Source organism: Hyphomicrobium sp. D-2 (assembly GCF_029872155.1).
Lineage (GTDB): Bacteria > Pseudomonadota > Alphaproteobacteria > Rhizobiales > Hyphomicrobiaceae > Hyphomicrobium_A.
Genome location: NZ_JARXLA010000004.1, coordinates 35360 through 55956 on the forward strand (window position 1 = coordinate 35360; position 20597 = coordinate 55956).

24 protein-coding genes and 1 tRNA gene are annotated in these 20597 nt (G+C 60.6%); 12 read left to right on the plus strand and 13 right to left on the minus strand.

The features are described from left to right. Nucleotides 1-111 precede the first annotated feature (111 nt). Nucleotides 112-561: an Hsp20 family protein gene (locus tag QEZ49_RS08690; protein ID WP_280386064.1), complete on the minus strand. Its 450-nt coding sequence runs from the start codon at nt 559-561 to the stop codon at nt 112-114. A gap of 403 nt (nt 562-964) precedes the next feature. Here QEZ49_RS08690 and QEZ49_RS08695 point away from each other — a divergent pair, with 403 nt between their 5' ends. Both QEZ49_RS08695 and QEZ49_RS08700 read left to right on the plus strand, forming a co-directional pair. Beyond that, on the plus strand, nt 965-1420 hold the full coding sequence (locus QEZ49_RS08695) for a hypothetical protein (protein WP_280386066.1): 456 nt from the start codon (nt 965-967) through the stop codon (nt 1418-1420). 188 nt (nt 1421-1608) lie between these two features. Beyond that, entirely contained in the window at nt 1609-2568 is a 960-nt protein-coding gene (locus QEZ49_RS08700) for an alpha/beta hydrolase (protein WP_280386068.1), read from the plus strand. 27 nt (nt 2569-2595) lie between these two features. Here the strand turns inward: QEZ49_RS08700 and hisN are convergent, their stop codons facing one another. Next, the gene (hisN, locus tag QEZ49_RS08705; RefSeq protein ID WP_280386070.1) at nt 2596-3402 is read right to left on the minus strand and encodes a histidinol-phosphatase; all 807 of its coding nucleotides are present in this window, start codon (nt 3400-3402) and stop codon (nt 2596-2598) included. 1022 nt (nt 3403-4424) lie between these two features. Further along, nucleotides 4425-5324 (minus strand): N-formylglutamate amidohydrolase, encoded by a 900-nt coding sequence (locus QEZ49_RS08710; RefSeq protein ID WP_280386072.1) that lies wholly within the window; start codon nt 5322-5324, stop codon nt 4425-4427. Nucleotides 5325-5635: 311 nt separating this feature from the next. Here QEZ49_RS08710 and QEZ49_RS08715 point away from each other — a divergent pair, with 311 nt between their 5' ends. The 4 genes from QEZ49_RS08715 (at nt 5636) to QEZ49_RS08730 (ending at nt 7212) form a co-directional block, all read left to right on the plus strand. Continuing rightward, entirely contained in the window at nt 5636-6022 is a 387-nt protein-coding gene (locus tag QEZ49_RS08715) for a response regulator (RefSeq protein ID WP_068459409.1), read from the plus strand. 170 nt (nt 6023-6192) lie between these two features. Beyond that, nucleotides 6193-6267: transfer RNA gene (locus tag QEZ49_RS08720), tRNA-Val, on the plus strand. Nucleotides 6268-6289: 22 nt separating this feature from the next. After that, on the plus strand, nt 6290-6415 hold the full coding sequence (gene ykgO / locus QEZ49_RS08725) for a type B 50S ribosomal protein L36 (RefSeq protein WP_068459411.1): 126 nt from the start codon (nt 6290-6292) through the stop codon (nt 6413-6415). Between the two features lie 269 nt (nt 6416-6684). Continuing rightward, nucleotides 6685-7212, plus strand: a complete 528-nt coding sequence (locus QEZ49_RS08730; RefSeq protein ID WP_280386075.1) for a tetratricopeptide repeat protein — start codon at nt 6685-6687, stop codon at nt 7210-7212. A gap of 440 nt (nt 7213-7652) precedes the next feature. On the opposite strand, the gene pyk is transcribed toward QEZ49_RS08730, so the two are convergent. Both pyk and QEZ49_RS08740 read right to left on the minus strand, forming a co-directional pair. Next, nucleotides 7653-9098 carry a pyruvate kinase gene (gene pyk, locus QEZ49_RS08735; protein ID WP_280386077.1) on the minus strand — a complete coding sequence of 482 codons (1446 nt, stop codon included), beginning with the start codon at nt 9096-9098 and terminating at the stop codon, nt 7653-7655. Next, nucleotides 9095-9550, minus strand: coding sequence for a DUF1036 domain-containing protein (locus QEZ49_RS08740; RefSeq protein WP_348534803.1), 456 nt, complete (start codon nt 9548-9550; stop codon nt 9095-9097). Before QEZ49_RS08740 ends, pyk begins: the two co-directional genes overlap by 4 nt. Nucleotides 9551-9990: 440 nt before the next feature. Between QEZ49_RS08740 and QEZ49_RS08745 the strand changes: the two genes are divergently transcribed. From QEZ49_RS08745 to QEZ49_RS08755, 3 genes are all read left to right on the plus strand, one after another. Then, complete coding sequence (locus tag QEZ49_RS08745; protein ID WP_280386079.1) at nt 9991-10872, plus strand: N-formylglutamate amidohydrolase; 882 nt, start codon at nt 9991-9993, stop codon at nt 10870-10872. Continuing rightward, entirely contained in the window at nt 10869-11186 is a 318-nt protein-coding gene (locus tag QEZ49_RS08750) for a DUF1244 domain-containing protein (protein WP_280386081.1), read from the plus strand. Before QEZ49_RS08745 ends, QEZ49_RS08750 begins: the two co-directional genes overlap by 4 nt. 187 nt (nt 11187-11373) lie before the next feature. Next, a complete protein-coding gene (locus QEZ49_RS08755) occupies nt 11374-11673 on the plus strand; it encodes a DUF2312 domain-containing protein (protein WP_280386083.1) in 300 nt (99 codons plus the stop codon). Nucleotides 11674-11810: 137 nt separating this feature from the next. Here QEZ49_RS08755 and QEZ49_RS08760 read toward each other — a convergent pair whose 3' ends face one another. After that, the gene (locus QEZ49_RS08760; protein WP_280386085.1) at nt 11811-12341 is read right to left on the minus strand and encodes a polymer-forming cytoskeletal protein; all 531 of its coding nucleotides are present in this window, start codon (nt 12339-12341) and stop codon (nt 11811-11813) included. Between the two features lie 253 nt (nt 12342-12594). On the opposite strand from QEZ49_RS08760, the gene QEZ49_RS08765 reads away from it, so the two are divergent. Both QEZ49_RS08765 and QEZ49_RS08770 read left to right on the plus strand, forming a co-directional pair. Next, complete coding sequence (locus QEZ49_RS08765) at nt 12595-12840, plus strand: hypothetical protein (RefSeq protein WP_280386087.1); 246 nt, start codon at nt 12595-12597, stop codon at nt 12838-12840. 139 nt (nt 12841-12979) lie between these two features. Further along, complete coding sequence (locus tag QEZ49_RS08770; protein ID WP_280386089.1) at nt 12980-13363, plus strand: hypothetical protein; 384 nt, start codon at nt 12980-12982, stop codon at nt 13361-13363. A gap of 60 nt (nt 13364-13423) precedes the next feature. Here QEZ49_RS08770 and QEZ49_RS08775 read toward each other — a convergent pair whose 3' ends face one another. Together QEZ49_RS08775 and QEZ49_RS08780 are read right to left on the minus strand one after the other, a co-directional pair. Continuing rightward, nucleotides 13424-13942 carry a hypothetical protein gene (locus QEZ49_RS08775; RefSeq protein ID WP_280386091.1) on the minus strand — a complete coding sequence of 173 codons (519 nt, stop codon included), beginning with the start codon at nt 13940-13942 and terminating at the stop codon, nt 13424-13426. 192 nt (nt 13943-14134) lie between these two features. Continuing rightward, nucleotides 14135-14368: a hypothetical protein gene (locus QEZ49_RS08780; protein ID WP_280386094.1), complete on the minus strand. Its 234-nt coding sequence runs from the start codon at nt 14366-14368 to the stop codon at nt 14135-14137. Between the two features lie 206 nt (nt 14369-14574). Between QEZ49_RS08780 and QEZ49_RS08785 the strand changes: the two genes are divergently transcribed. Next, complete coding sequence (locus QEZ49_RS08785; protein ID WP_280386096.1) at nt 14575-14856, plus strand: hypothetical protein; 282 nt, start codon at nt 14575-14577, stop codon at nt 14854-14856. A gap of 140 nt (nt 14857-14996) precedes the next feature. Here QEZ49_RS08785 and pqqA read toward each other — a convergent pair whose 3' ends face one another. From pqqA to QEZ49_RS08810, 5 genes are all read right to left on the minus strand, one after another. Continuing rightward, nucleotides 14997-15086, minus strand: coding sequence for a pyrroloquinoline quinone precursor peptide PqqA (gene pqqA, locus QEZ49_RS08790; protein ID WP_068459431.1), 90 nt, complete (start codon nt 15084-15086; stop codon nt 14997-14999). 279 nt (nt 15087-15365) lie between these two features. Further along, entirely contained in the window at nt 15366-15731 is a 366-nt protein-coding gene (locus tag QEZ49_RS08795) for a hypothetical protein (protein WP_280386098.1), read from the minus strand. 148 nt (nt 15732-15879) lie between these two features. Then, a complete protein-coding gene (gene lspA / locus QEZ49_RS08800; protein ID WP_280386100.1) occupies nt 15880-16416 on the minus strand; it encodes a signal peptidase II in 537 nt (178 codons plus the stop codon). Then, nucleotides 16413-19508: an isoleucine--tRNA ligase gene (gene ileS / locus QEZ49_RS08805; protein WP_280386102.1), complete on the minus strand. Its 3096-nt coding sequence runs from the start codon at nt 19506-19508 to the stop codon at nt 16413-16415. The genes lspA and ileS overlap by 4 nt, the downstream gene beginning before the upstream one ends. A gap of 110 nt (nt 19509-19618) precedes the next feature. After that, nucleotides 19619-20551, minus strand: coding sequence for a bifunctional riboflavin kinase/FAD synthetase (locus QEZ49_RS08810; protein ID WP_280386104.1), 933 nt, complete (start codon nt 20549-20551; stop codon nt 19619-19621). Nucleotides 20552-20597 lie beyond the last annotated feature (46 nt).

Sequence of the window (20597 nt, forward strand, 5' to 3'; positions counted from 1 at the left end):
TAATCAACACGCGCATAAAAGAACGGCCGCGGTGGGAACCGCTGACCGCTAAGTTTAAGGGGAGGGAAGTGTACGCAAAGGCTAGTGTCGTATCGCTTGTCGTGTGTTGGCTTAGACGGAAGTCGAAGCCTCGATCTGCTTTGGCGATGAGCCGATGGCGACTGTACGCGGCTTCATGCGCTCGGGGAGATTGCGAACGAGATCGATGTGCAGCAGTCCGTCAGCGAAGTCGGCGCCTTCGACCTCGACGTGATCGGCAAGCTGGAAGCGACGCTCAAACGAGCGAGCTGCAATGCCCCGATGCAGGAACACGCGCTCTTTCTCGTCCGGCTTCTTGGTGCCGGAAACCACGAGCATCTGCTCTTTCACCTCAATCTTGAATTCATCCTTGTTGAAACCGGCGACGGCCATTGTGATGCGATACTGGTTATCGCCAAGCCGTTCGATATTGTACGGGGGATAGGCATCGCCGTCATATCCGCTAGCGCTATCGAGCATCTGTGCCAGTCGATCGAAGCCGACCGTTGAGCGGAAGAGAGGAGCAAAATCGTACTGTCGCATAGAACATATCCTCCAGAGATTGAGCGACATGCGTTGCACCTGCCTAAGCGGCCAAGTGACAACCAAATGACTTATGTGCGCACCCCAATCGGGCATGCGTCACAGTTTTTCATTTAGGAAGCGGCCAGGGCGGTTCAAGGGCGCGTGAAACCCCCCCGCTGCTCCCCTAACAGAAATGTGAATAAGCTTTCAGCGGTGTGCCGTGGCGCGACAAACGGCAGGGCGGCGATGCCGAACAGCGGTTGAGCGCGGATGAGGCCATCGCCTCCGGCGTCATATGACTGTTGCGCCGTAACAGATCGTGACAGCCGTTTCATGTGCGGTTCATCCGCAGTTTGCCACATTTGCGTCCGTTGCTGTCTTCTCCATTCGCCCCAGACTCTCCAGTCTCTAAGGAGCTTTCATGCTTGCGTGCGCCCGTTCAGTAGCGGCATCGGCGCTTGCCGCCACGTTTGCGATTGCTGCGCTCCCCGCATCGGTCAGTGCGGCTGACCTTTATCCCTATGAAGCTTATGGCGGCGGTGAGCCCTGCGAGCGCTACAGTCAGTATGATGACGACGCGCTGTATGATCCGCCTGCGTACGGTCGCGGTGGATGTATCCCGCGAGAAGTCGCGCGCGACCGGCTGCGCGATGCCGGCTGGCGTGGCTTCCACGCGATTGAGCCACGCGGTGGCGTCGTGCTGGTGAAGGCGCGCCGTCCGGACGGACGGATGTACGATCTCACCATCGACCGCTGCTCCGGCGAAGTGGTGGATGCCAAGCCTCTCTATGGTCGCCGGGCTGCCGGTTATGGCTGGGGGCCGCCGCCCCGCCCAGAGCCGTGGGGGCGGGCCTATTGGGGCCCGCCGCGCTACTGACGCTCGCTGAATGCTCCCCTGTGCGACGCAGCGGTTAGATTGCCGCTTGCGTGGTCGGCGCGTCGCGACGCCTGTATGGTGAACATTGCAGAATCAATGTCGTCATACGGCGTTGCAGGCGCCGTCCCCGCAGGGCTGTGCCGCGTCGGCGCATCCCGGCGGTCGCTTGCGAGGAGCACGGGGCTGACATGGAACTCGTATCACTGGCCAAGAATCCGCTTCCAAGCGGAGGCATCGTTGGCACCTTCAGCGGTTATGACGGCGCTGAACTGCGCTTTGCGCGCTGGGATGCAACGCGCCATCCACGTCGCGGCACAGTGTGCCTGTTTCCCGGCCGGGCCGAGTTTATCGAAAAGTATTTCGAGGTGATCGCCGACTTGCGTCGTCGCGGATTTGCTGTTGCAACGCTGGACTGGCGTGGGCAGGGCGGATCGCAGCGCATGCTGGCAAATCCGCGCAAGGGCCATGTGCGCGGCTTCTGGGAATATGACCGCGACCTCGTTCGCTTCATGAAGGACGTGGTGCTGCCGGATTGTCCGCCGCCGTTCATCGGGCTCGGTCATTCGATGGGCGGCAACATCCTGTTGCGTAATGCCACGATGCCAGGGCTTTGGTTCGAGCGGATTATCCTGACGGCGCCGATGATCGCCATATCCGAGGCGACGTTAGGCACCACTACCGCCAAGGCGCGCATTTACGCCGAGCTGGCATCGCAGCTTGGCATGTTCACGGCCTACGTGCCGGGCGGGTCGGACGAGCTCTATTCCACGCAGAAGTTCGACGGCAACGTGCTGACGTCCGACCACGAGCGTTGGCTGCGCACCAAGGCCGTGCTGGAGCAGGCGCCCGGGCTGGGTCTTGGCTCGCCCACGGTTGGCTGGCTGCGCAGTGCGTTGCGGTCCTGCCGGATGCTCTGTGGTCACGACTATGCCGGTCGGATCAATGTGCCCTTGCTGCTGTTTGCCTCCGGCAACGACAAGCTGGTTTCCACGCGCGCCATCGAGGACTTTGCCGTCCGGGCCAAGCTGTCGTCGTGCATTCTTATGCCGGGCGCGCAGCACGAGATCCTGCAGGAGAACGACACGGTCCGGCTGCGCTTCTGGGCTGCGTTCGACGCCTATATGGGCGTCGAGGAGCCGGGGGCGTGAACTGGCCTGAAGTGGCCAGGCGGGCGATCAGCCCGCAGCGAGAACAGCCATGGCCTTGGCATGCAATTCCGGGTCGCCGGCCGCGAGGATGCGTCCGCCTTCGGTGGCCGGGCGGCCGTCCCAGGTGGTGATGACGCCGCCAGCGCCTTCGATGATCGGTATCAGCGCGACGATGTCGTAGGGCTTCAGTCCGGCTTCGACGACCAGATCCACGTGCCCGGCCGCCAGCATGCGGTAGCCGTAGCAGTCGCCGCTATAGCGGGTCATGCGAACGCGGGGGCGCAGGGCAGCAAAGCCGGCCGCCTCCTCGCCCGCTGCAAAGAGCTCCGGATGGGTGGAGGTGAGAATGGCCTGATCGAGGTCGGAGCAGGTGCGGGTGCGGAGCTGTCGCTCGCCATCCGGGGAACGGCCAAAGCTGCCGCTCTCGTCGGACCAGAACCGCTCGCGGGTGAATGGCTGATCCATCATGCCCAGCACCGGCGTGTTGCCGTCCATCAATCCAATCAGGGTGCCCCATAGTGGCCAGCCCATAATAAAGGCGCGGGTGCCGTCGATTGGATCGACCACCCAACGCAGGCGCGCATCGGGATTGCGCGTGCCGTGCTCCTCGCCGACGAAACCATGCTCCGGCCAGTGGGCGGCAACGAGATCGCTGATCACCTTTTCGGCGCCGCGGTCAGCTGCGGTAACGGGGTCAAATGCGCCGTCGCCACCCTTGTCAGCGACACTGATGGGCGCGCGAAAGTATGGGCGGATGGCCGCACCGGATGCGTCCGCCAGACTATGTGCAAAATCGACATAACGGCGAAGTTGGCTTTGAGATGGGATTGTCACAGTATTAGCCACGCTCCTTGGCAGTCATAATGCAGTAAAATTGGCGCTTAAATGACGCTTAGACATACTGTGTAGTGCAGTTGTTTCATGTTGTGGCCTAAATCCGCCAACTGTTGCGGCCTTGATACAGAGTAACTGTAATGCGCGACCAATTCGCCCTCGTTGGTTGATGGGCAGGCCGAACCGGCTCATATCTCGATAGCGCGGTAGCGTTGGTCGATCCAGGCTACCGTATTGCCCACTTGGGCGTTTCCTCCCTAGACTTGGGCCGTTCGCATGCGAACGGCCTTTTTTCCTGCCCAAAACGCTTCAAGTCATCTTGTCACTTTGTGCAGAGCCTATGTCGAGCTCGCCGAATGACACTTTCTTTGCCGCTATCGCGCTCAATAAAACAGACGCAAATGGCCTGATGTTGCGCGGGCACGCAGCGAAAGCTTGTGTATTGAGCAGTGGAATTGAGTTTTCACTCGCTTTTCTGCTCATATCCCTTTGTTTGGGCTCGCCCTATTTACGGTTTTGGCACTTGCTGCTGTCATTATAGGCAAACTGCTAATGCGATCTCTGATTTTGGTGGATCAGCCATGCAGAAAACGCAGTTGTCTTTGTTGCGGCGCACTAGTAGTTTTGCGATGCGACATGATGAGCTCTGCTCTCTGTCGTAGCCCTCCTTGGGCGTTTCCTCCCTAGACTTGGGCCGTTCGTGATCCGAACGGCCCTTTTTTCTTGCCAATTTCACAATGCGGCACAATCGCCCAGCAAAAGCGACTGGTTTGATGTCAGTCATGTTGGGGTTGGTGACATGTCGCAAGTGATGACATCGATCAATTGACCGACCAGATCGATCGTCAAGATGCGAAATGCTGCGGCGCAGCAAGGTGCTTTTTGCATGGCTGGAATAAGTATTGCAGCCATTGCGCATATGGCTTCACCGGCCTGCTATCGCCGGCCGGGCCCATGGGCAAGCCGACAATACCTGCACATAAGCCATCGCCTGAGAACACTGGTCACAAAAGCTGCGAAACTTATTCAGCTGCGGCGCGATATTCCAGCATTGCTGGCAATTCGTTCAATAGAGGCACAGCCAAAGTCTGCAAATCTCTTTGCAGCGTCGCGAAGCTCTTCTTGAGCCGCAAGGTGCGCTCATCAATGTAAAGGCCGCGATTGATCTCAATCTGCACGGCGTGGACGTTGCGGGCGGGGCGCCCGTAATGTTCGGTGATGTAACCGCCAGCATAGGGGCGGTTCATGTGCACTTTGTAGCCGAGATTGGTGAGCGTATCGCGCAGGAAGCGCGAGATTTTATTGTCGGCCGAGGCACCGAAGCGATCGCCCAGCACAATATCCGGCCTTGGTCCGCCGAACGATGCCATCGAAGATGACGGCATCGAATGGCAGTCAATCAGGATCGCATAGCCAAACTGCTGCCGTGTCGTTTCCACCAGCTCGCAAAGGGCGGCATGGAAGGGAATGTAGAGCTGTTGCACCCGTGCCAGCGCGTCGGCGAGTGAAATCTTGTGGCGGTAGATTTCTTCGCCGTCGGCAACAATGCGCGCGATGGTGCCGAGGCCGCCTGCGACGCGGACCGATTGCGTGTTCGCATAGTCCGGCAGTGGCTCATCAAAGATCTCGGGGTCGAACTCATAGGGTTCGCGGTTGACGTCCAGGAATGCGCGCGGAAATCGCGCGGAGATAAGCGGCACGCCAAGCTCTGCAACCGGAGCGATCAACTCATCGACGAAACAGTCTTCAGATTTTCGCAGGCATAACGGGGTCAGCCGCGATTGCGCGATGAAGCTCTGCGGATAGATGCGGCCTGAATGGGGTGAGCAGAATACAAACGGCGCGACCTGGCGCTCTGGCTCGCTGATCGTGTAGGGCGGCAGTAATTCCGCCGGTATTATTGGGATGTCGCGGGCAGGCATGCTTTTTGCGAGGTCTCTCTCCGAAGTGATCGGAAGCCTACATGGGCCTAACACTGCCCGCCGGACAGATTTCGTATGCTCAAAAAACGCGCTGTCGGGACAATGCGTCCCAACTCTTATCGTCAGCCTTGCTCACTGTGCCAAGGTCGTCTCAATATGTCCACTGGGGGACAGTAAGCTAGCAGTCTTGCTGGAGGGGGAGGGCTCTGTTTTGCGGGCCAAGTTCACCTCCCGTTTACCGTAGTAGAACCAAAGTCGCGCCGATGCAGACATTCGGCCGACGCGTCGAACCGATAGTTCCAGAGTAATCAATGACCGCAAAGCCTTCCAGCGTAACGCTTTCCCGCATCCTTCTCGCCGAAGACGATGATTCGATGCGTGGCTTCCTTGTCCGGGCTCTCAAAAAGGCCGGCTACGATGTCATCGCCTTCCCGAATGGCGAGGACGCCTTTGAGCGGCTTAAGACCGAGCCATTCACGCTTCTGCTCACAGATATCGTCATGCCGAAGATGGATGGCATCGAACTGGCGCGCCGGGCCAGCGAACTCGATCCCGATCTCAAGATCATGTTCATCACCGGGTTTGCGGCCGTTATTCTCAATAACGACGAGGCTGCGCCCAAGGATGCGCGGGTGCTGTCAAAGCCGTTCCATCTCAAGGATCTCGTCCGCGAGGTCGACCGTCTGCTGGCGGCCTGAACGCGACCTCACGCCGCGTCTGGGATTGTCCCGATCGATCGGAATGAGGTTTTCCGATCAAATAATGTCTGGAGCCAATCCGAGCTCTCACAAAAAATGGATTGGCTCGAGGTAATCTTCTCAAACACTATTGACCTTGGCGGGGGCATCAGCCTAGAAACCCGCCTCTGGGGCACTTAGCTCAGCGGTAGAGCACTACCTTGACATGGTAGGGGTCAGAGGTTCGATCCCTCTAGTGCCCACCATTCACTTTTGATTGGTGTGGAAATGAAAGTCCGGAACTCGTTGAAGTCACTGCGTACCCGTCATCGCGCCAACCGTCTGGTTCGTCGCAAGGGCAAGGTGTACATCATCAATAAGGTGCAGCGTCGTTTCAAGGCACGTCAGGGCTAAGGCTTTTCCGCAAGTCACGCTTTGACGCTGCCTTTGTCGCATCCTATGTTGAAGGGATGCGCAAGTTTCGATCCCTCGCCACCGCCTCCGTTGTCGCCTTAGGCCTGCCGCTTATTGCCGGGCCTCTCGTTGCGCAGGATGGCATGCCATCGCTTCACACAGGTGATGGAGCATTACCCGGCATTGAGGGGTTGAAGCCGCTTCCTGCACCCAGGAGCATTTCGCCATCGGCGCCGAGTGGTCCGGCCGCCGGGCTTCCGGCTGGAAAAATGCCTCCGCCGACCGACGGCGTCGCGCAGCCTATTCCTCAAACGCGTGAGGAGCTGCTGGCCGAGCTGCTGGATCTCCTCGCTAAATCACCGAACTCCACCGAGGCAGCCCCTATCGCCGAAGCTGTCGAGGGCCTCTGGCTGCAGAGCGACAGTGATACCGTTTCGCTGCTGATGAGCCGCGCTGCCAAGGCCATCAATGACGAGAACAACGATCTGGCGCTCAAGTTTCTGGATGCGGTGATTGAGATCTCGCCCGATTTCGCCGAGGGCTGGAACCGGCGCGCCTATGTCTATTTCCTTGAAAACGACTACGACAACGCGATGAACGACCTGCGCCGCACGCTGGCGCTGGAGCCCAAGCACTTCAAAGCCCTGGAGGGGCTGGCCCGCATCATGAACGAGAGCGGGCAGAAAAAGGCTGCGTTGCAGGCCTATCGAGAAGTGCTGAAGATCAATCCCAACTACGACAAGGCCAAGAAGATGGTCGACGACCTTTCGGTTGAGGTCGAGGGCCGCGGCATCTGACGGCTTGCTCGCTGGCCGCAGCAAGGTGCCGAGCGGACGTGCTCAATCCGCGTAGCGTCCGCAGCCAGTATTGCGAAAAATTCCTGACGTGATGATGGGCCGATGCCGTCGGTAACAGCGGTGCCCCGCGGCTAGGCTGATGTGCGGCTGGCCGGGTGTGTGTCAGCCGATGCGTGCTGCAGCAGCGCTCTGACACCTTGTTTCGGGAGCGCGCCAAGCTGTGTCCGCGCCGGGTCCAAGCAGGGCTGTGGGGGTGCTCGGTCGCCGCCACCAACGCAGAGCTCGATTGCTGTCTGAAGCAATTGTTACGGCTGCCTGCTCGCCGAGGGCGGACTTCCGCGATCGACAATCAGCAACAGCCGCAAATAAAAACGGCACCATCGCAGCGCATTGCGATGGTGCCGTTTGATCTTCTTGAATTGACGCCCGGCAGCGGCCGATCAGCGGACTTCCGCGATCGGGGCGCCGTTTTCATCCACGAAGGCAATGCGGATCATGTTGGTGGCGCCGGGCGAGCCGAAGGGCACGCCAGCGGTGATCAGCACCCCGCAGTTGGGCTGCACGAAGCCCTCGTCGAACGCGATGCGGCAGGCCTTGCTGACCATGTCTGTCAGTGTGGCCGGATCAGCTGTCATCACCGATTGTATACCCCAGACCAGCGAAAGGCGCCGGGCCGTGGACTCGATAGGTGTCAGGCCCATGATCGGCAGGCCGGGACGTTCGCGCGTGACGCGCAGCGCTGTCGAGCCGGTGGCGGTGTAGCAAACGATAGCCGATAGCTTCACGGTGTCGGCAATGGCGTGGGCCGCAGCAGCGATTGCGTCGGCGCCCGTGGGCTGCGGCGTGGTGTGCGTAGCGTGCACCATCGCGTCGTAGCTCGGATCGGATTCCACCTCGATGGCGATGCGGTCCATCATCTGGATCGCCTCGATCGGGAACTGACCGATCGCCGATTCAGCGGAAAGCATCACGGCGTCGGCGCCATCGAACACGGCAGTGGCCACGTCCGAAACCTCAGCGCGCGTCGGAACGGGCGACGAAATCATGCTTTCAAGCATCTGCGTGGCGACGACCACCGGCTTGCCGGCGGCGCGAGCCTTGCGCGTGATCTGCTTCTGCAACCCGGGTACGCGCTCAACCGGCATCTCAACGCCGAGGTCGCCGCGCGCAACCATGATGCCGTCCGATGCAGCGATGATGGCGTCGAGATCTCCGATCGCCGATGGCTTTTCGATCTTGGACAGCAGCGCTGCGCGATCGCCCACGATCTCGCGCACGTTGAGAACATCTTCGGCGCGCTGAATGAACGAGAGTGCGATCCAGTCGACGCCGAGCTTCAGCACGTGCGCCAGATCCGCACGGTCCTTCTCGGTCAGCGGACCGATCGGAAGCAGCGTATCGGGCAGGCTGATGCCCTTGCGGCTACCAAGCGAGCCGCCAACAATCACTTCAGCGGTGATGACGTCCTTGGTCTTTTCCGTAACGCGCATGCGCAGCTTGCCATCGTCAAGCAGCAGCATGTGGCCCGGCTCGACGCCCGCGAAGATCTGCGGATGCGGAAGATGTACCGACTCCGACGATCCCGGCTTCTCAGCGCGTTCGAAGCGGAACGTGGCGCCATCGTTGACGAAGGCGCGACCACCGGCAAATTCGCCGACGCGGAACTTCGGGCCCTGAATGTCGGCAAGCACGCCGATCGGATGCCGATGGCGTTTGGCAACCCAGCGGACGGAATTGAGCAGCGCACGCGCGGTGTCGTGCGATGAGTGGCTCATGTTGATGCGAAATACGTCGACGCCAGCCAGAAACAGGCGCTCGATGATTTCAGTTGCCGAGGTAGCCGGCCCTAGGGTCGCGACGACCTTGACCCTTCTTTGACGTCTCATTTTTCACTCGCCTCGGGGTCGGTGAGGCGGATGGTCCATTCCTGCGACTCGCCGGTGTCCACTTCAAAAAAACCAGTACGTTTGTGGCCGCGTTGCTGACAATCCTGCACGCCGCGGATGGCAAACGATTTGTCGTCGGTGCACATGAAATTGTCACCGGCCCACTCACCACCCCGATCGTAGTCTAGGGCGTGAATGTAAATAAAACGGCTGGGGACAGGACCCTTTAACAGCGTCTCGCAGGTTTGCGAGGCGATGTTCCACCAGCCTTCGGTAGCCCACCCCGTGGCATCTTGATAGCCAACGGCTACGCCGACGCGGCTTGAGGTGGAGTTGCACAGTTTGAGATCTGCATATGCGGATGAAGAAAAGACGAGCATGCCGGGGATCAGCACCACACCGGCCAGAAGGCCGGCCCGCTGCAAAAATCCATCTCGGCCCCGTGATGCCACGCCCGCCCGCTCCGCTCGGTTATGCAGTCCAAACCTGTTCCCCCGCTGCGGCGCCGGTAAAGGCGCCCCATCGCTTCGCCGTTGCATCGGATGTGAGGCTTCCCAGAAAGGCAGGAGGGAAGTGCCGAGTGTCCGAAGCGGACAGGGACAGCACATATTTTGCACGAACTTGGCGGCATTGCGATGGTGTGGGGAAATAGGGCGTGGGAAATGACAACACCTGGACCGCAGCGTTGGAACGAACCAGCCTGACACCTTTGATCGCCGGGCTCTGACGTGTGCCCAAAATCTCGGTACAGTCCGCCGAACCAGCGGTTACTGCCATTGAAATTCCCCATGCAAGTTCTCAATGGTTGGTTTGCTCAATCGGCTCGCCTGCGTCAAGCGGCGCACCGACGCGGGTAGTTTCGATTCACCGCTTCCGAGGCTATATTAGAGATATGTTGCACCTCGATGGCTGCGGGCCATCTGCGCTCGCCGTTTCACCCGACCCTGAAAGCTACGAGCTGATCCCTGGCAGGGATGATGCCGGTTTGATCGTGCTGTGCGATCACGCCACCAACATCATCCCCGAGGGCTATGGTTCGCTCGGCCTGCCCGCCGCTGAACTGCAGCGCCATATTGCCTACGATATTGGCGCCGCCGCCGTGACGAAGCATCTGGCTTCACGCCTGAGTGTGCCGGCCATTTTGACGCGGTTTTCCCGGCTGCTGATCGATCCCAACCGCGGACTCGATGACCCGACGCTGGTAATGCGCATCTCCGATGGCGCGGTTATCGCTGGCAACCGGCACCTGGATGAGGCCGAGCGCGAGAAGCGTGTCGGCCAGTACTATGAGCCCTACCATCGGCGCATCGACCAGTTGATCGAGAGCTGCGTGGCTGCAGGCGTGCCACCGGTACTGCTGTCGGTGCACAGCTTCACCGATAACTGGAAAGGCGTCGCCCGGCCCTGGCACGCGGCAATCCTGTGGGATCGCGACTATCGCTTTGCCGTGCCGCTGCTGAATGCGCTGCGTACCGATTCGGGCATCGTGGTAGGCGAAAATGAACCCTATGATGGAAAACTTGCGGGCGACAGCATGTGGCGGCATGGCACGCGTCGCGGACTGGCCCACGCCATCATTGAGATCCGGCAGGATCTGATCACGCATCCGGAGGGCCAGCAGGCCTGGGCGGAGCGGATCGCGCAAGCCATCGAAAGCATTTTTGCCGAGGCGGAGCGGACCGAGGAATTGCATCAGGTGCGCTACTTCGGCTCCCATACCGATACGGATGAAGCACCGCCCTACACCAGTCCAGCTGAAAGGAACGCCCGATGACCGGCATCGACAGCGACGACACGACGACGAAAATCGAGGCCGCTGCGTTTCGGCGTCTGGTGCAGCATTTGCAGCGGCGTACCGACGTGCAGAACATCGACCTGATGAATCTGGCCGGGTTCTGCCGCAACTGTCTGGGCAACTGGTATCAGGAAGCGGCCGCCGAACTGGGCACGCCGCTGAGCAAGGATGAGGCGCGCGAGATCGTATACGGCATGCCCTATGCCGAGTGGCGTGCGCGCCATCAGACCGAAGCATCGGTTGACGCGCAGGCGAAGTTCGCGCAGTCCGAAGCCGCGCACGGCAAGGATTGAGGCGTGGGCGCTTGAACGCTCAACGTTGTGGCGGCACTCCGGCTGATGTCGCCACTGGTGTGACGTCAGCGCCGCAGGGGACAAAACAAGATTTCTCTGGATGGTTCTGCCACTCGCCTTGAAGGGGCAAGACGGCATCGATAGCGTCAGTCTCTCAAGTTTCAGTATCGCGACGGGAGATAGAGGGATGACGACGCTACAGGCCTCGGCGCAGAAGCAATTGCGCCAGCTCGTCGAGCAGATCGAGCGGCTAGAAGAAGAGAAGAAGGCGCTCGCCGGCGACATTCGCGACAAGTATCTGGAAGCCAAGGGTATTGGCTTCGATGTGAAGGTGCTGCGTCAGGTGGTTCGCCTGCGCAAGAAGAGCACAACCGAGCGTCAGGAAGAGGACGCAGTGCTTGAGGTATATCTGCACGCGCTGGGCATGCTTGGCCCGTCCGATTCCGAGCACGACGCGATGGTCGACCAGATGATCGCCGCCGAATAAGCGGTTGTAACGATGGCCCATCGCCTCTGATCAGGTGACGGGCCGTTTGGCCGTTCGGGCATCTTCACAAACAGCAGGCGCTTCTCACACCGCCTCGACCGGCAATTGTTGCGACGGTCGAAGCGGTGCGTAGACGTTTATTGAGTGCTGACATCCGTGCGCGAGCGCTCGATCACTTCGGGATCGAGCACCGGCATGAGTTCTGCGCGGTCATTGCTGCGGCGGACGCGGCCGTCGAACTGGGCGCCTTCGTCAATGGCGAGGTTCTGGTGGGTCACGTCGCCATCAACCTTCGCGGTTGCGTGCAGCTTCACCGTGACGGCGCGAATTGCGCCGCGCACGCCGCCACGCACTTCGATTTCCTCAGCGCAGACGGTGCCGGTTACCGAGCCTTCTTCGGTGATCACAACCTGCTTGCCGTGCACATTGCCGCGCACGTCGCCATCAACCTGCAGACGGTTGGCGGAGATGATGGTGATCCGTTCTCCCAGAATGGTGAGATCGGTTCCGATCACGGAGGTGCCGGTGCTGGCCGACGATGAGCGATCGAACGGCGATTGGCCTGGAGTCGGTGGGATCTGACGCGGAGGCTGCATACCGCCCGATGCGAGCGGCAGCGGGCCGGGCTTGGGTTGCAACAGTCCGTTCTTGCTATCCGAATTGAACACGCGATTACCTCCTGCGCGACCGGCGCGCCTTCCCACCACTAAAATGAATGTCCCACAGCAACGATGGAGGCTCACATACGCGGCTATTTTTTGTCGATATTGAGAAGGTCGGCCATGAATCGGACTGGTCTGTTTTTTGCTGGGCGTACTGTTTGGCTTTCTGCCAAAACTTGGCACTAGTGTTGTGTAATCGAATGATAGACGTGGCGCTTGCGACATTCCTTGCGCGCGATGCCGGCATAGAAAGGCGAGCATGTATCCCAACGACCCGCGAACTCTGGTTGAGCAGACGATGGCTTCGATCCAGCGCATTGCGCTGAAGATCGCCTCGCTGCCCGTGGAAGAGCGCGCCGCTGCACTCCAGGATGCACATAACGTGTATGCCGATGCGATGCATGATCTGGGCGAGAACGATGCCGCTGCCGCGCAGTGGGTCGAGACTGTCATGGGTGCAATTCGCACGCTGGTGGATCGCATCGATCAGGACCGGGCCCACTAGCAGTTTGCGAAATCGTTTTTCCTGAGCCGCATCTACACTTCAAAAATATCGGCGCTGATGTCGGTTCAATGTGTCTGGGAAGTTGAACAGTCGCGCAGATGCGTTCACTATCGAAGGTATAGCAAGCGCGAGCTATGCCATGCGTTCCGGGCATCGACAGAAGCTTTCCAGGCCGGCGAGTTCCTTCGCCGAACTCGACAGGCTTGAGCTTGGCGCAGCGCTGCTTGAGCGCGATGCAATCAACAATCGCGCATGGCTGACGGAGCTGGGCAAGCGCCCGCCGTATCACATTCCGCGCTGGGTCAGGTTCTCGCGGCGAGGGCAAAAGCTCTGGATCAGTGCGCTCGAGTACGCCGACTGGACCGGTGAAACGGCCGTAGCAATTTATAAAAATCGCAGGTTGCGCTGGGCGCTTCGAACGGGCTTTACGTTCGTGCTGGATCTGGTGTGCGTGGTAGCGGCGCTGGGCTTTATTCTGGCTGCTATCGCCGTCGCCTATGCGCTGTTTGTGCCACCGATCTGATCGGGGTTAGCGCCAAACAAAATCACAGGCTGGAAGGCGTTGAGGGTGCCGCGTCTATGCTCAGCCGCGCTCGTACACGGCCGCGCAGATGCGATCGTCCTCAAGCTTCTTTGCAAGGTCGGTTGCGCCGCCCGGTGCCCTTCCAGCCTGATGATCGATGTGGCGCTGCTCGCACCAGCGCCAGCGTGGGTCATCGCGCGAGGTAACGGGTTCGACGGCGGCGGGCTCTTCAGCGGGAAGCCGCGACTCCTGCTTGGGCGGCACAACAATGCTGTCGCCGCTATCGATAGCCTGCGCGCCATTTTCATCGTCGGGCTTCTTGGCGTCGATCGAACCGGTTTCAATTCGTGAGGTCGGGCCTGAAGTGGGAATGGCAACGGCTTTGTCGACGGACGCATTGTGCACGCGGGCGGGCTTGTGCCGGCGGGCTACCTTCTTGTTGTTGGTCTGGCGGTAGTGCTTGGTGCTGGATGGCGACGAGGACGACATGATGAGGCCATCGGTGGTGGCGCATCCCGCGATCAACGCACACATGACAATGCAGCTAACGACCAATGCACTGCGGCTTACCGACGACATTACCCCACCTCCAAGAATCAGACGGAGCGAGTCCATCTGGAACTATCTATTCGGCTAGCTGACTCGCGGCGGGGGCGACAGGCTATGGCGGCGAAAGCCTGTTAAAGCGGCATCTTTGATGTGCAAATCGTTTGGAAGAATTGCGTCGGGCCGATAATTTTCCCCATCTGCATGCGATAGGGGCCCAATATCTTAGGCACTGTTGCTCAGCGCGCCCTTTGCGTGGAGCGCCTGATTCGGCGGCAAATGCCGAATTTTCTGGTGCATCAGCAGGCAAATCAGAGAATTAATTGTTGCGGAGATCACGTTCAGCGTGTTCGCGGGCGGGGAGGGATACGCCATGCAGCACAGACGCACGCAGGCATTGGAAAGTCTGACTGAGAGTGCCTTTATCTGGTTCTTGATCGGGTTGGTGATGATCGGCACGATTGCCTGCGTTCTCAGCCTCATCGTGCCAGACTGATAAGCTTGCTAACAGCTCGGCCAGCTATCGCTGCGACCATGTTTTCGCCGGGGCCGCCAGACTGACCGATCCTGCGAAGTAAATGCGATCGGCCGGCGGATTTTGACGAAATTGATAGCCGTGCCCGTTAGTCTCGCGTCGCGATGCAATATGGGATGCGGAGACAACAATGAGCCAAAACATCATCGTCGAGACGCGCCAGAAGCTTGATGAGCTGGAGCAGCGGATTCACGCGGCCCGGAACTCGATCGGCGCGGCCGGCAACTTCAGCGCTGAGGCGCAGAAGGATTGGGACGACATGGTCGCCAAGCACAGCGATATTCGTCGCAAGCTTGACGCGCAGCCGGATCATCCGGTCGGTGTTGTCGAGGGCCTGCGCTACGACGTCGACACCCTGAGTGGCGCCTATGAGAAGTGGGTGGCCAAGATCGAAGGCAAGTTCAGCGCCTGAGGCCGCGTGGCCTTGGTTCGGGTGTCTGCTAAGCAGCGAGCTGAGGTGCCGAGAGCCGATCTCGCCCTGAACCCATTTGGACAAAAAAATACGGCGGTCGAAATTTCGACCGCCGCATCTCTACCGCAGTAGAACGACAATCAGATGATGTCGATCTCGGCCGGCATATAGGAAGTGACTTCGAGGCCAACTTCCTGCTCACGCACCTGCGGCTTGTTCCAGGTCTTCATGGGTAGTTTCCTCCTTGATGGGAGGACGTCGGCATGGGCCCGTCCCCCACCATCCGGTATAGGTTGACGCATGGGGCCCTGCAACTGGATTCTGCGATTTTTGGTTATGTCTTGAGGTAGTTGCGTGTCTTTTTGGATGCCGCAGCGCAGCAAAAAATTCATCCGTTGGCGGTTTTTTGCGCAACGAAACGGCCGACATAAAAATTAACCGTCGCCGGGCGCGCAGGAGCGTCCGGAAAAGCAAAATTCAGGTGAAAGTGTTGGGTCGGAGTGAGAGCGTCACTCCTCGGCGTCGCCGCTGTTCCACTTCTGGATGGCGGTGAGCACCGACTTGCGGCACGGGCCGAGCGGGCCTTCGACATGGGCCACTTCATCGCCGCGGATGCCGGCATCGCGATAGTGCTTGTCGCAATAGGCCTGCTGCTGCGCCTGAAGCTCGGCCTGCGAGCGCTTCTTGGCGACGTCCGGATCGTTGATAGCGAGCTGCGGCTGCTCCGGCGCGGAACCGGGAGCGGGCAGGCGATCGAGCGTTGGCGGAACCACAAGCGGGGCACGCTCGGCAAGCTGCGGTTGCGCCGATTTCTTCGCGTCGCCGCCAATACCGACTGCGTTGAAGATGCCGCCGTTAAACTCGACGTCGTCCATGGAGCAACCTGCAACCGCAACAGCCGCACACAGCGGCAGCAGAGGCATAAATGCTCGAACGGCAAAGGATTTCGGCGGCATGTTTTCCCCCGTGGCGTCCCTGCCAGCATGACGATGGCTAGGTGCGGCGCAACGCTAATCTACTGCGCTACAACGGCTTTGCGGCGTCTTTGCGACTCGCCACGATCGAGTCATATAACAGCCCTATGACCCCTGCAACTATCGCTACATCTGCGATGTTGAAGACATACCAGTAGTATCCAAAGGCGTGCATCGAGAAGAAATCTGCAACGCCGCCTAGCACCAGCCGGTCGATGGCATTGCCGATGGCGCCACCCATGATCAGCCCCAGCGAGACCGCCAGCAGTTTGCTGCCTCCGCCGCGGGCTACCCATAGCCAGAGCGCCAGCGTGGCCACAGCTGCCATCGCGGCCAGCATGATCTGACCGCTGTAGCTCTCCTGATCGAACAGGCTGTAGCTGATGCCGATGTTCTTCACGTAGACGAGATCAAGGAACGGGTTGATGTAGACCCGGCCCTTATCGGCGATGCCGTAGATTTCCAGCATCCACCATTTATGCGCCTGATCCAGCACCAGCGTGATCAGGAAAACGATCAGCGCCAGGCGCGAGTAGGGCCCCCAGAACCAGCTTCCGCGTGCACCTGTTTGCGTTGTCTCGCTCATGCGGCACCTTCTGCGCGGGCATCGAACTCTCGTACGGCTTCGGCATCGCGGGCGGACAGATCGGGGAATGCCGGATCGGAGCCGACGTCGGTTACGATGCGCCAGGACCGGGCGCACTTTTTGCCTTCAGCCAGCTTCGGCACCACGCCGACATTCGGCACGTCTGGCAGCGTGAACGCTCCTTCGGGCGGCGCCTTGGCGATCAGCCGCGCCTGACTTGTGATGGCGACCTCTTCCAGATCGACGCCTTCCAGCGCGCGCAGTAGCTTTTCATCGGCGACATAAACCTCCGGCGCGGCCTCAAGGCTCGAGCCGATGCGCTTGCCCGCGCGCTCAAGCTCCAGGGCGCCGTTGATGACGCGACGCACTTCACGCACCTCGTCCCACTTGGCGGCCAGTTCATCATCGCGCCAGGCCGGGTCAATCTCGGCGAAGCCTTCCAGGTGGATCGAGCCTTCGCGACCGGGCTGCCGGGCAAGCCAGGCTTCCTCGGCGGTGAACGACAGGATCGGCGCCAGCCAGGTGACAAGCGCGTTGAAGATTTCGTCGATCACGGTCAGCGCAGCGCGGCGGCGCGTGCTGGAATGTGGATCGCAGTAAAGCGCGTCCTTGCGGATGTCGAAGTAGAACGCCGACAGTTCGGTGTTCATGAACTGCGACAGCACTGCCACCACCTTGCGATAGTCATATTCGGCGTAGGCGGCGCGCACTTCCCAGTCGAGCTCGGTCAGCCGGTGCAGCATCAGCCGCTCAAGCTCGAATTCGCGCATGTCGCGGAACTTGACGCGCTCGTCGTGATCCAGATGCGCAAGTGCGCCCAGCATCCAACGTAGCGTGTTGCGCAGCTTGCGATAGGATTCAGCCGCCGACTGCACGATGGCCGGGCCGAAGCGGATGTCATTGGTGGTGTCTGCTGATGCAACCCACAGCCGCAGGATGTCGGCGCCGGAGGTCTTCATCACCTCCTGCGGTGACAGCACGTTGCCCTTCGACTTCGACATCTTCTCATCCCCCTTTTCGTCGAGGATGAAGCCGTGTGTCAGCACGATGTCGAATGGAGCGCGGCCGCGCGTGCCGCACGATTCCAGCAGCGATGACTGGAACCAGCCGCGATGCTGGTCGGAGCCCTCAAGATACATCACGCGGTCGAATGGGCCGTCTTCCGCGATCAGTTCTGGTGTGGCGCCCAGCGGCTCACGCTTGATGCCAGCCAGCGTTGGGAAGTGCTTGGGATCTTCCAGCGTAAAGGCGTGCGTCGATCCGGAATCGAACCACACATCGAGGATGTCCCGCACCTGTTCCCACTCGGCCGGGTTTTCGACCAGCCCGGTGAGGAAACGCTCCTTCGCGCCTTCGTCGAACCACACGTCGGCGCCCTTTTCAGCGAACGCAGCGGTGACGCGGCCGATGAGTTCCTTCGCCTTCGGAAACTTGGCTGACGGAATGACCTCGCCGGTTTCGGTGTTGCGGAACACGGTGATCGGTACGCCCCAGGCGCGCTGGCGCGAGACCACCCAATCCGGGCGGCCTTCCACCATGCTGCGGATGCGGTTCTCGCCAGTCTTCGGCACCCATTCGGTGTCGTCGATGGCCTTCACTGCAAGCTGGCGCAGCGTCTGATTGGCCGCCTTCGGCACGCCCTTCACCGGCTTGTCCATGGCGATGAACCACTGCGGCGTGTTGCGGAAGATCACCGGCTTCTTCGAACGCCACGAGTGCGGATACTGATGCTTGATACGGCTGCGCGCGATGATGTTTTCAGCTTCGGCCAGCGCCTTGACGACGGAATCGTTTGCGTCGCCACGGTCGCCCTTTTCGGTGAGCACACGGCGGCCTTCGAAGCCGGGCGCTTCGGATGTCAACACGCCGCCGGCATCGACGGTGAAGGGGATCGTGGTGTCGATGTCGCGCTCGTGCAGCGCCTTCTGGTTGGCAACCCAGATGATGTAGTCGTCGGCGCCATGGCCCGGCGCAGTGTGCACGAAGCCCGTACCCGCGTCGTCGGTGACGTGATCGCCGTTGAGCAGCGGCACGGTGAAATCGTAGCCGAGCGCGTGCAGCGGGTGCTGCGCGACGAGGGTCGCCAGAACGTCAGCGTCAACGCCGGCGCGACGTTCGAACGCTTCGACCTTCGAAGCCTTCATCACATCGGCTGCAAGCTTGTCGGCGAGGACGAGCTTGTCCCCTACCTTGGCCCAGTTGCCTTCCGGTGCGGCGGTGATTTCATAAAGACCGTAGTCGATCTTCGACGAGAACGAGATCGCGCGGTTGCCGGGGATGGTCCACGGCGTCGTCGTCCAGATGACAACCGATGCTCCGGCCAGTTCGCCTGCATCGCTCGCCACAGGAAACTTCACCCAGATCGCATCCGACGTGTGCTCGTGGTACTCGACCTCGGCCTCGGCCAGCGCGGTCTTCTCAACCACGGACCACATCACCGGCTTGGAGCCGCGATACAGCGTACCGTTCATGGCGAACTTCATCAGCTCGCCAGCGATGATCGCCTCGGCCGCGTAGTCCATCGTCTTGTAAGGGTGGTCCCAGTCGCCGATAACGCCGAGGCGCTTGAACTCCTCGCGCTGCACGTCGATCCACTTGGCAGCGAACTCGCGACACTCGGCGCGGAATTCGTTGATCGGCACCGCATCCTTGTTGCGGCCCTTGGCGCGATAGGCTTCCTCGATCTTCCATTCGATCGGCAGGCCGTGGCAGTCCCAGCCCGGAACGTAGTTGGAGTCGAAGCCCGCCATGCTCTGCGATTTGACGACGAGATCCTTGAGGATCTTGTTCAGCGCATGGCCGATGTGGATGTTGCCGTTGGCGTATGGAGGGCCGTCGTGCAGCAGGAACTTCGGCCGGTTGCGGCCCTGTTCGCGCAGGCGGTCATAGAGGCCCAGCTCGGTCCAGCGTTCCAGCAGGCGCGGCTCCAACGCGGGCAGTCCGGCACGCATCGGGAATTCGGTCTGCGGCAGGAACAGCGTCTTGCCCCAGTCGCGACCGCTTGCCCCGCCTTCCTTTGCGTCGATTGCCGCTGGCCCGGTCGCATCTGTCTGCGCGCTGCCGTTGCCCTTGGTGCCGTTGTCCGTTGCCATGCTCTTGATCTTTCCAGTTTCGAGCCGGGGTTCTAGCAACATGCGGCCGCCATATCTAGGCGGTGGTCCGGCTCACCAACATGGGTTCACGCTGCACGCTTTTACTTCGCTCAGGCCGAACCGGTAGCGAGGATGGCCTGAACGCGGGCGATATCCTCCTGCATCTGCGACACCAGCTCTTCGCTTGAATCGAATTTCCGGTCGGGGCGAATGAAGTCCACGAACTCTACTTCTATGGTGTGGCCATAGAGATCGCCGTCGAAGTTCAGCAGGAAGACCTCAAGCACCGGCTTGCCGTTGTCGTAGGTGGGCCGGGTGCCGAGATAGGCCGCGCCGTCATAGTGGGCGCCCTCGAAGTGGACGCGTACGGCGTAGATGCCATGGCCAAGGGTGTTTCCCTTCGCCAGCGGGATGTTGGCGGTGGGAAAGCCTAGTCCGGTGCCGCGCTTGGCGCCGCCAACCACCTGTCCGATAACGCTCCAGTTGCGCCCCAGTCGGCGGGCCGCGCCCTTCACGTCGCCTTGAGTGATGCGCAGGCGGATGTTGCTGGACGAGAAAACCTCGCCATGTTCGGCCACGGGCGAGATGATCGTGACGCCGAAGCCATAGCGTTCCCCCGCCGCGCGCAGGGTTTCGGGAGTGCCGATGCGCCTGCAACCGAAGAAGAAGTTATGGCCGACAATGACATGGCGCACACCAAGCCCTTCGACCAGAACCTGCTTGACGAAGTCGTCAGCTGAAAGGTCGGCCATTGCCTGATCGAAGTTCAGCACGACGGTGAGGTCGAGGCCGATCCGGTTGAACAGCGCGATCTTGGCGGGCAGCGTCGTCAGCCGGAAGATCGGCTCTTTCGGCTCGAAGAATTCGCGCGGGTAAGGCTCGAAAATCAGCGCCCCGGCCGGAGCGCCGATTTCCTGTGCTATTTCAACCGCCTTGTGGAGCAGGGCCTGATGGCCCCGGTGCACGCCGTCGAAATTGCCGATGGTCAGCACGGCACCGCGCGCGTTCGCGGGTACATCCTTATAGCCTTGAACGACCAGCATCGTGTCTCCCCGGCCCGGTGCCGAATGTCGGCTGCTCCTGCAGCGC

Excerpts from the sequence above, each read along its gene's own strand:
- QEZ49_RS08690 (WP_280386064.1), bottom strand. The coding sequence starts at position 561 with ATGCGACAGTACGATTTTGCTCCTCTCTTCCGCTCAACGGTCGGCTTC.
- QEZ49_RS08695 (WP_280386066.1), top strand. The coding sequence starts at position 965 with ATGCTTGCGTGCGCCCGTTCAGTAGCGGCATCGGCGCTTGCCGCCACG.
- QEZ49_RS08700 (WP_280386068.1), top strand. The coding sequence starts at position 1,609 with ATGGAACTCGTATCACTGGCCAAGAATCCGCTTCCAAGCGGAGGCATC.
- QEZ49_RS08710 (WP_280386072.1), bottom strand. The coding sequence starts at position 5,324 with ATGCCTGCCCGCGACATCCCAATAATACCGGCGGAATTACTGCCGCCC.
- QEZ49_RS08715 (WP_068459409.1), top strand. The coding sequence starts at position 5,636 with ATGACCGCAAAGCCTTCCAGCGTAACGCTTTCCCGCATCCTTCTCGCC.
- ykgO (WP_068459411.1), top strand. The coding sequence starts at position 6,290 with ATGAAAGTCCGGAACTCGTTGAAGTCACTGCGTACCCGTCATCGCGCC.
- QEZ49_RS08730 (WP_280386075.1), top strand. The coding sequence starts at position 6,685 with ATGCCTCCGCCGACCGACGGCGTCGCGCAGCCTATTCCTCAAACGCGT.
- pyk (WP_280386077.1), bottom strand. The coding sequence starts at position 9,098 with ATGAGACGTCAAAGAAGGGTCAAGGTCGTCGCGACCCTAGGGCCGGCT.
- QEZ49_RS08745 (WP_280386079.1), top strand. The coding sequence starts at position 9,991 with ATGTTGCACCTCGATGGCTGCGGGCCATCTGCGCTCGCCGTTTCACCC.
- QEZ49_RS08750 (WP_280386081.1), top strand. The coding sequence starts at position 10,869 with ATGACCGGCATCGACAGCGACGACACGACGACGAAAATCGAGGCCGCT.
- QEZ49_RS08755 (WP_280386083.1), top strand. The coding sequence starts at position 11,374 with ATGACGACGCTACAGGCCTCGGCGCAGAAGCAATTGCGCCAGCTCGTC.
- QEZ49_RS08765 (WP_280386087.1), top strand. The coding sequence starts at position 12,595 with ATGTATCCCAACGACCCGCGAACTCTGGTTGAGCAGACGATGGCTTCG.
- QEZ49_RS08770 (WP_280386089.1), top strand. The coding sequence starts at position 12,980 with ATGCGTTCCGGGCATCGACAGAAGCTTTCCAGGCCGGCGAGTTCCTTC.
- QEZ49_RS08775 (WP_280386091.1), bottom strand. The coding sequence starts at position 13,942 with ATGTCGTCGGTAAGCCGCAGTGCATTGGTCGTTAGCTGCATTGTCATG.
- QEZ49_RS08785 (WP_280386096.1), top strand. The coding sequence starts at position 14,575 with ATGAGCCAAAACATCATCGTCGAGACGCGCCAGAAGCTTGATGAGCTG.
- pqqA (WP_068459431.1), bottom strand. The coding sequence starts at position 15,086 with ATGAAGACCTGGAACAAGCCGCAGGTGCGTGAGCAGGAAGTTGGCCTC.
- QEZ49_RS08795 (WP_280386098.1), bottom strand. The coding sequence starts at position 15,731 with ATGGACGACGTCGAGTTTAACGGCGGCATCTTCAACGCAGTCGGTATT.
- lspA (WP_280386100.1), bottom strand. The coding sequence starts at position 16,416 with ATGAGCGAGACAACGCAAACAGGTGCACGCGGAAGCTGGTTCTGGGGG.
- ileS (WP_280386102.1), bottom strand. The coding sequence starts at position 19,508 with ATGGCAACGGACAACGGCACCAAGGGCAACGGCAGCGCGCAGACAGAT.
- QEZ49_RS08810 (WP_280386104.1), bottom strand. The coding sequence starts at position 20,551 with ATGCTGGTCGTTCAAGGCTATAAGGATGTACCCGCGAACGCGCGCGGT.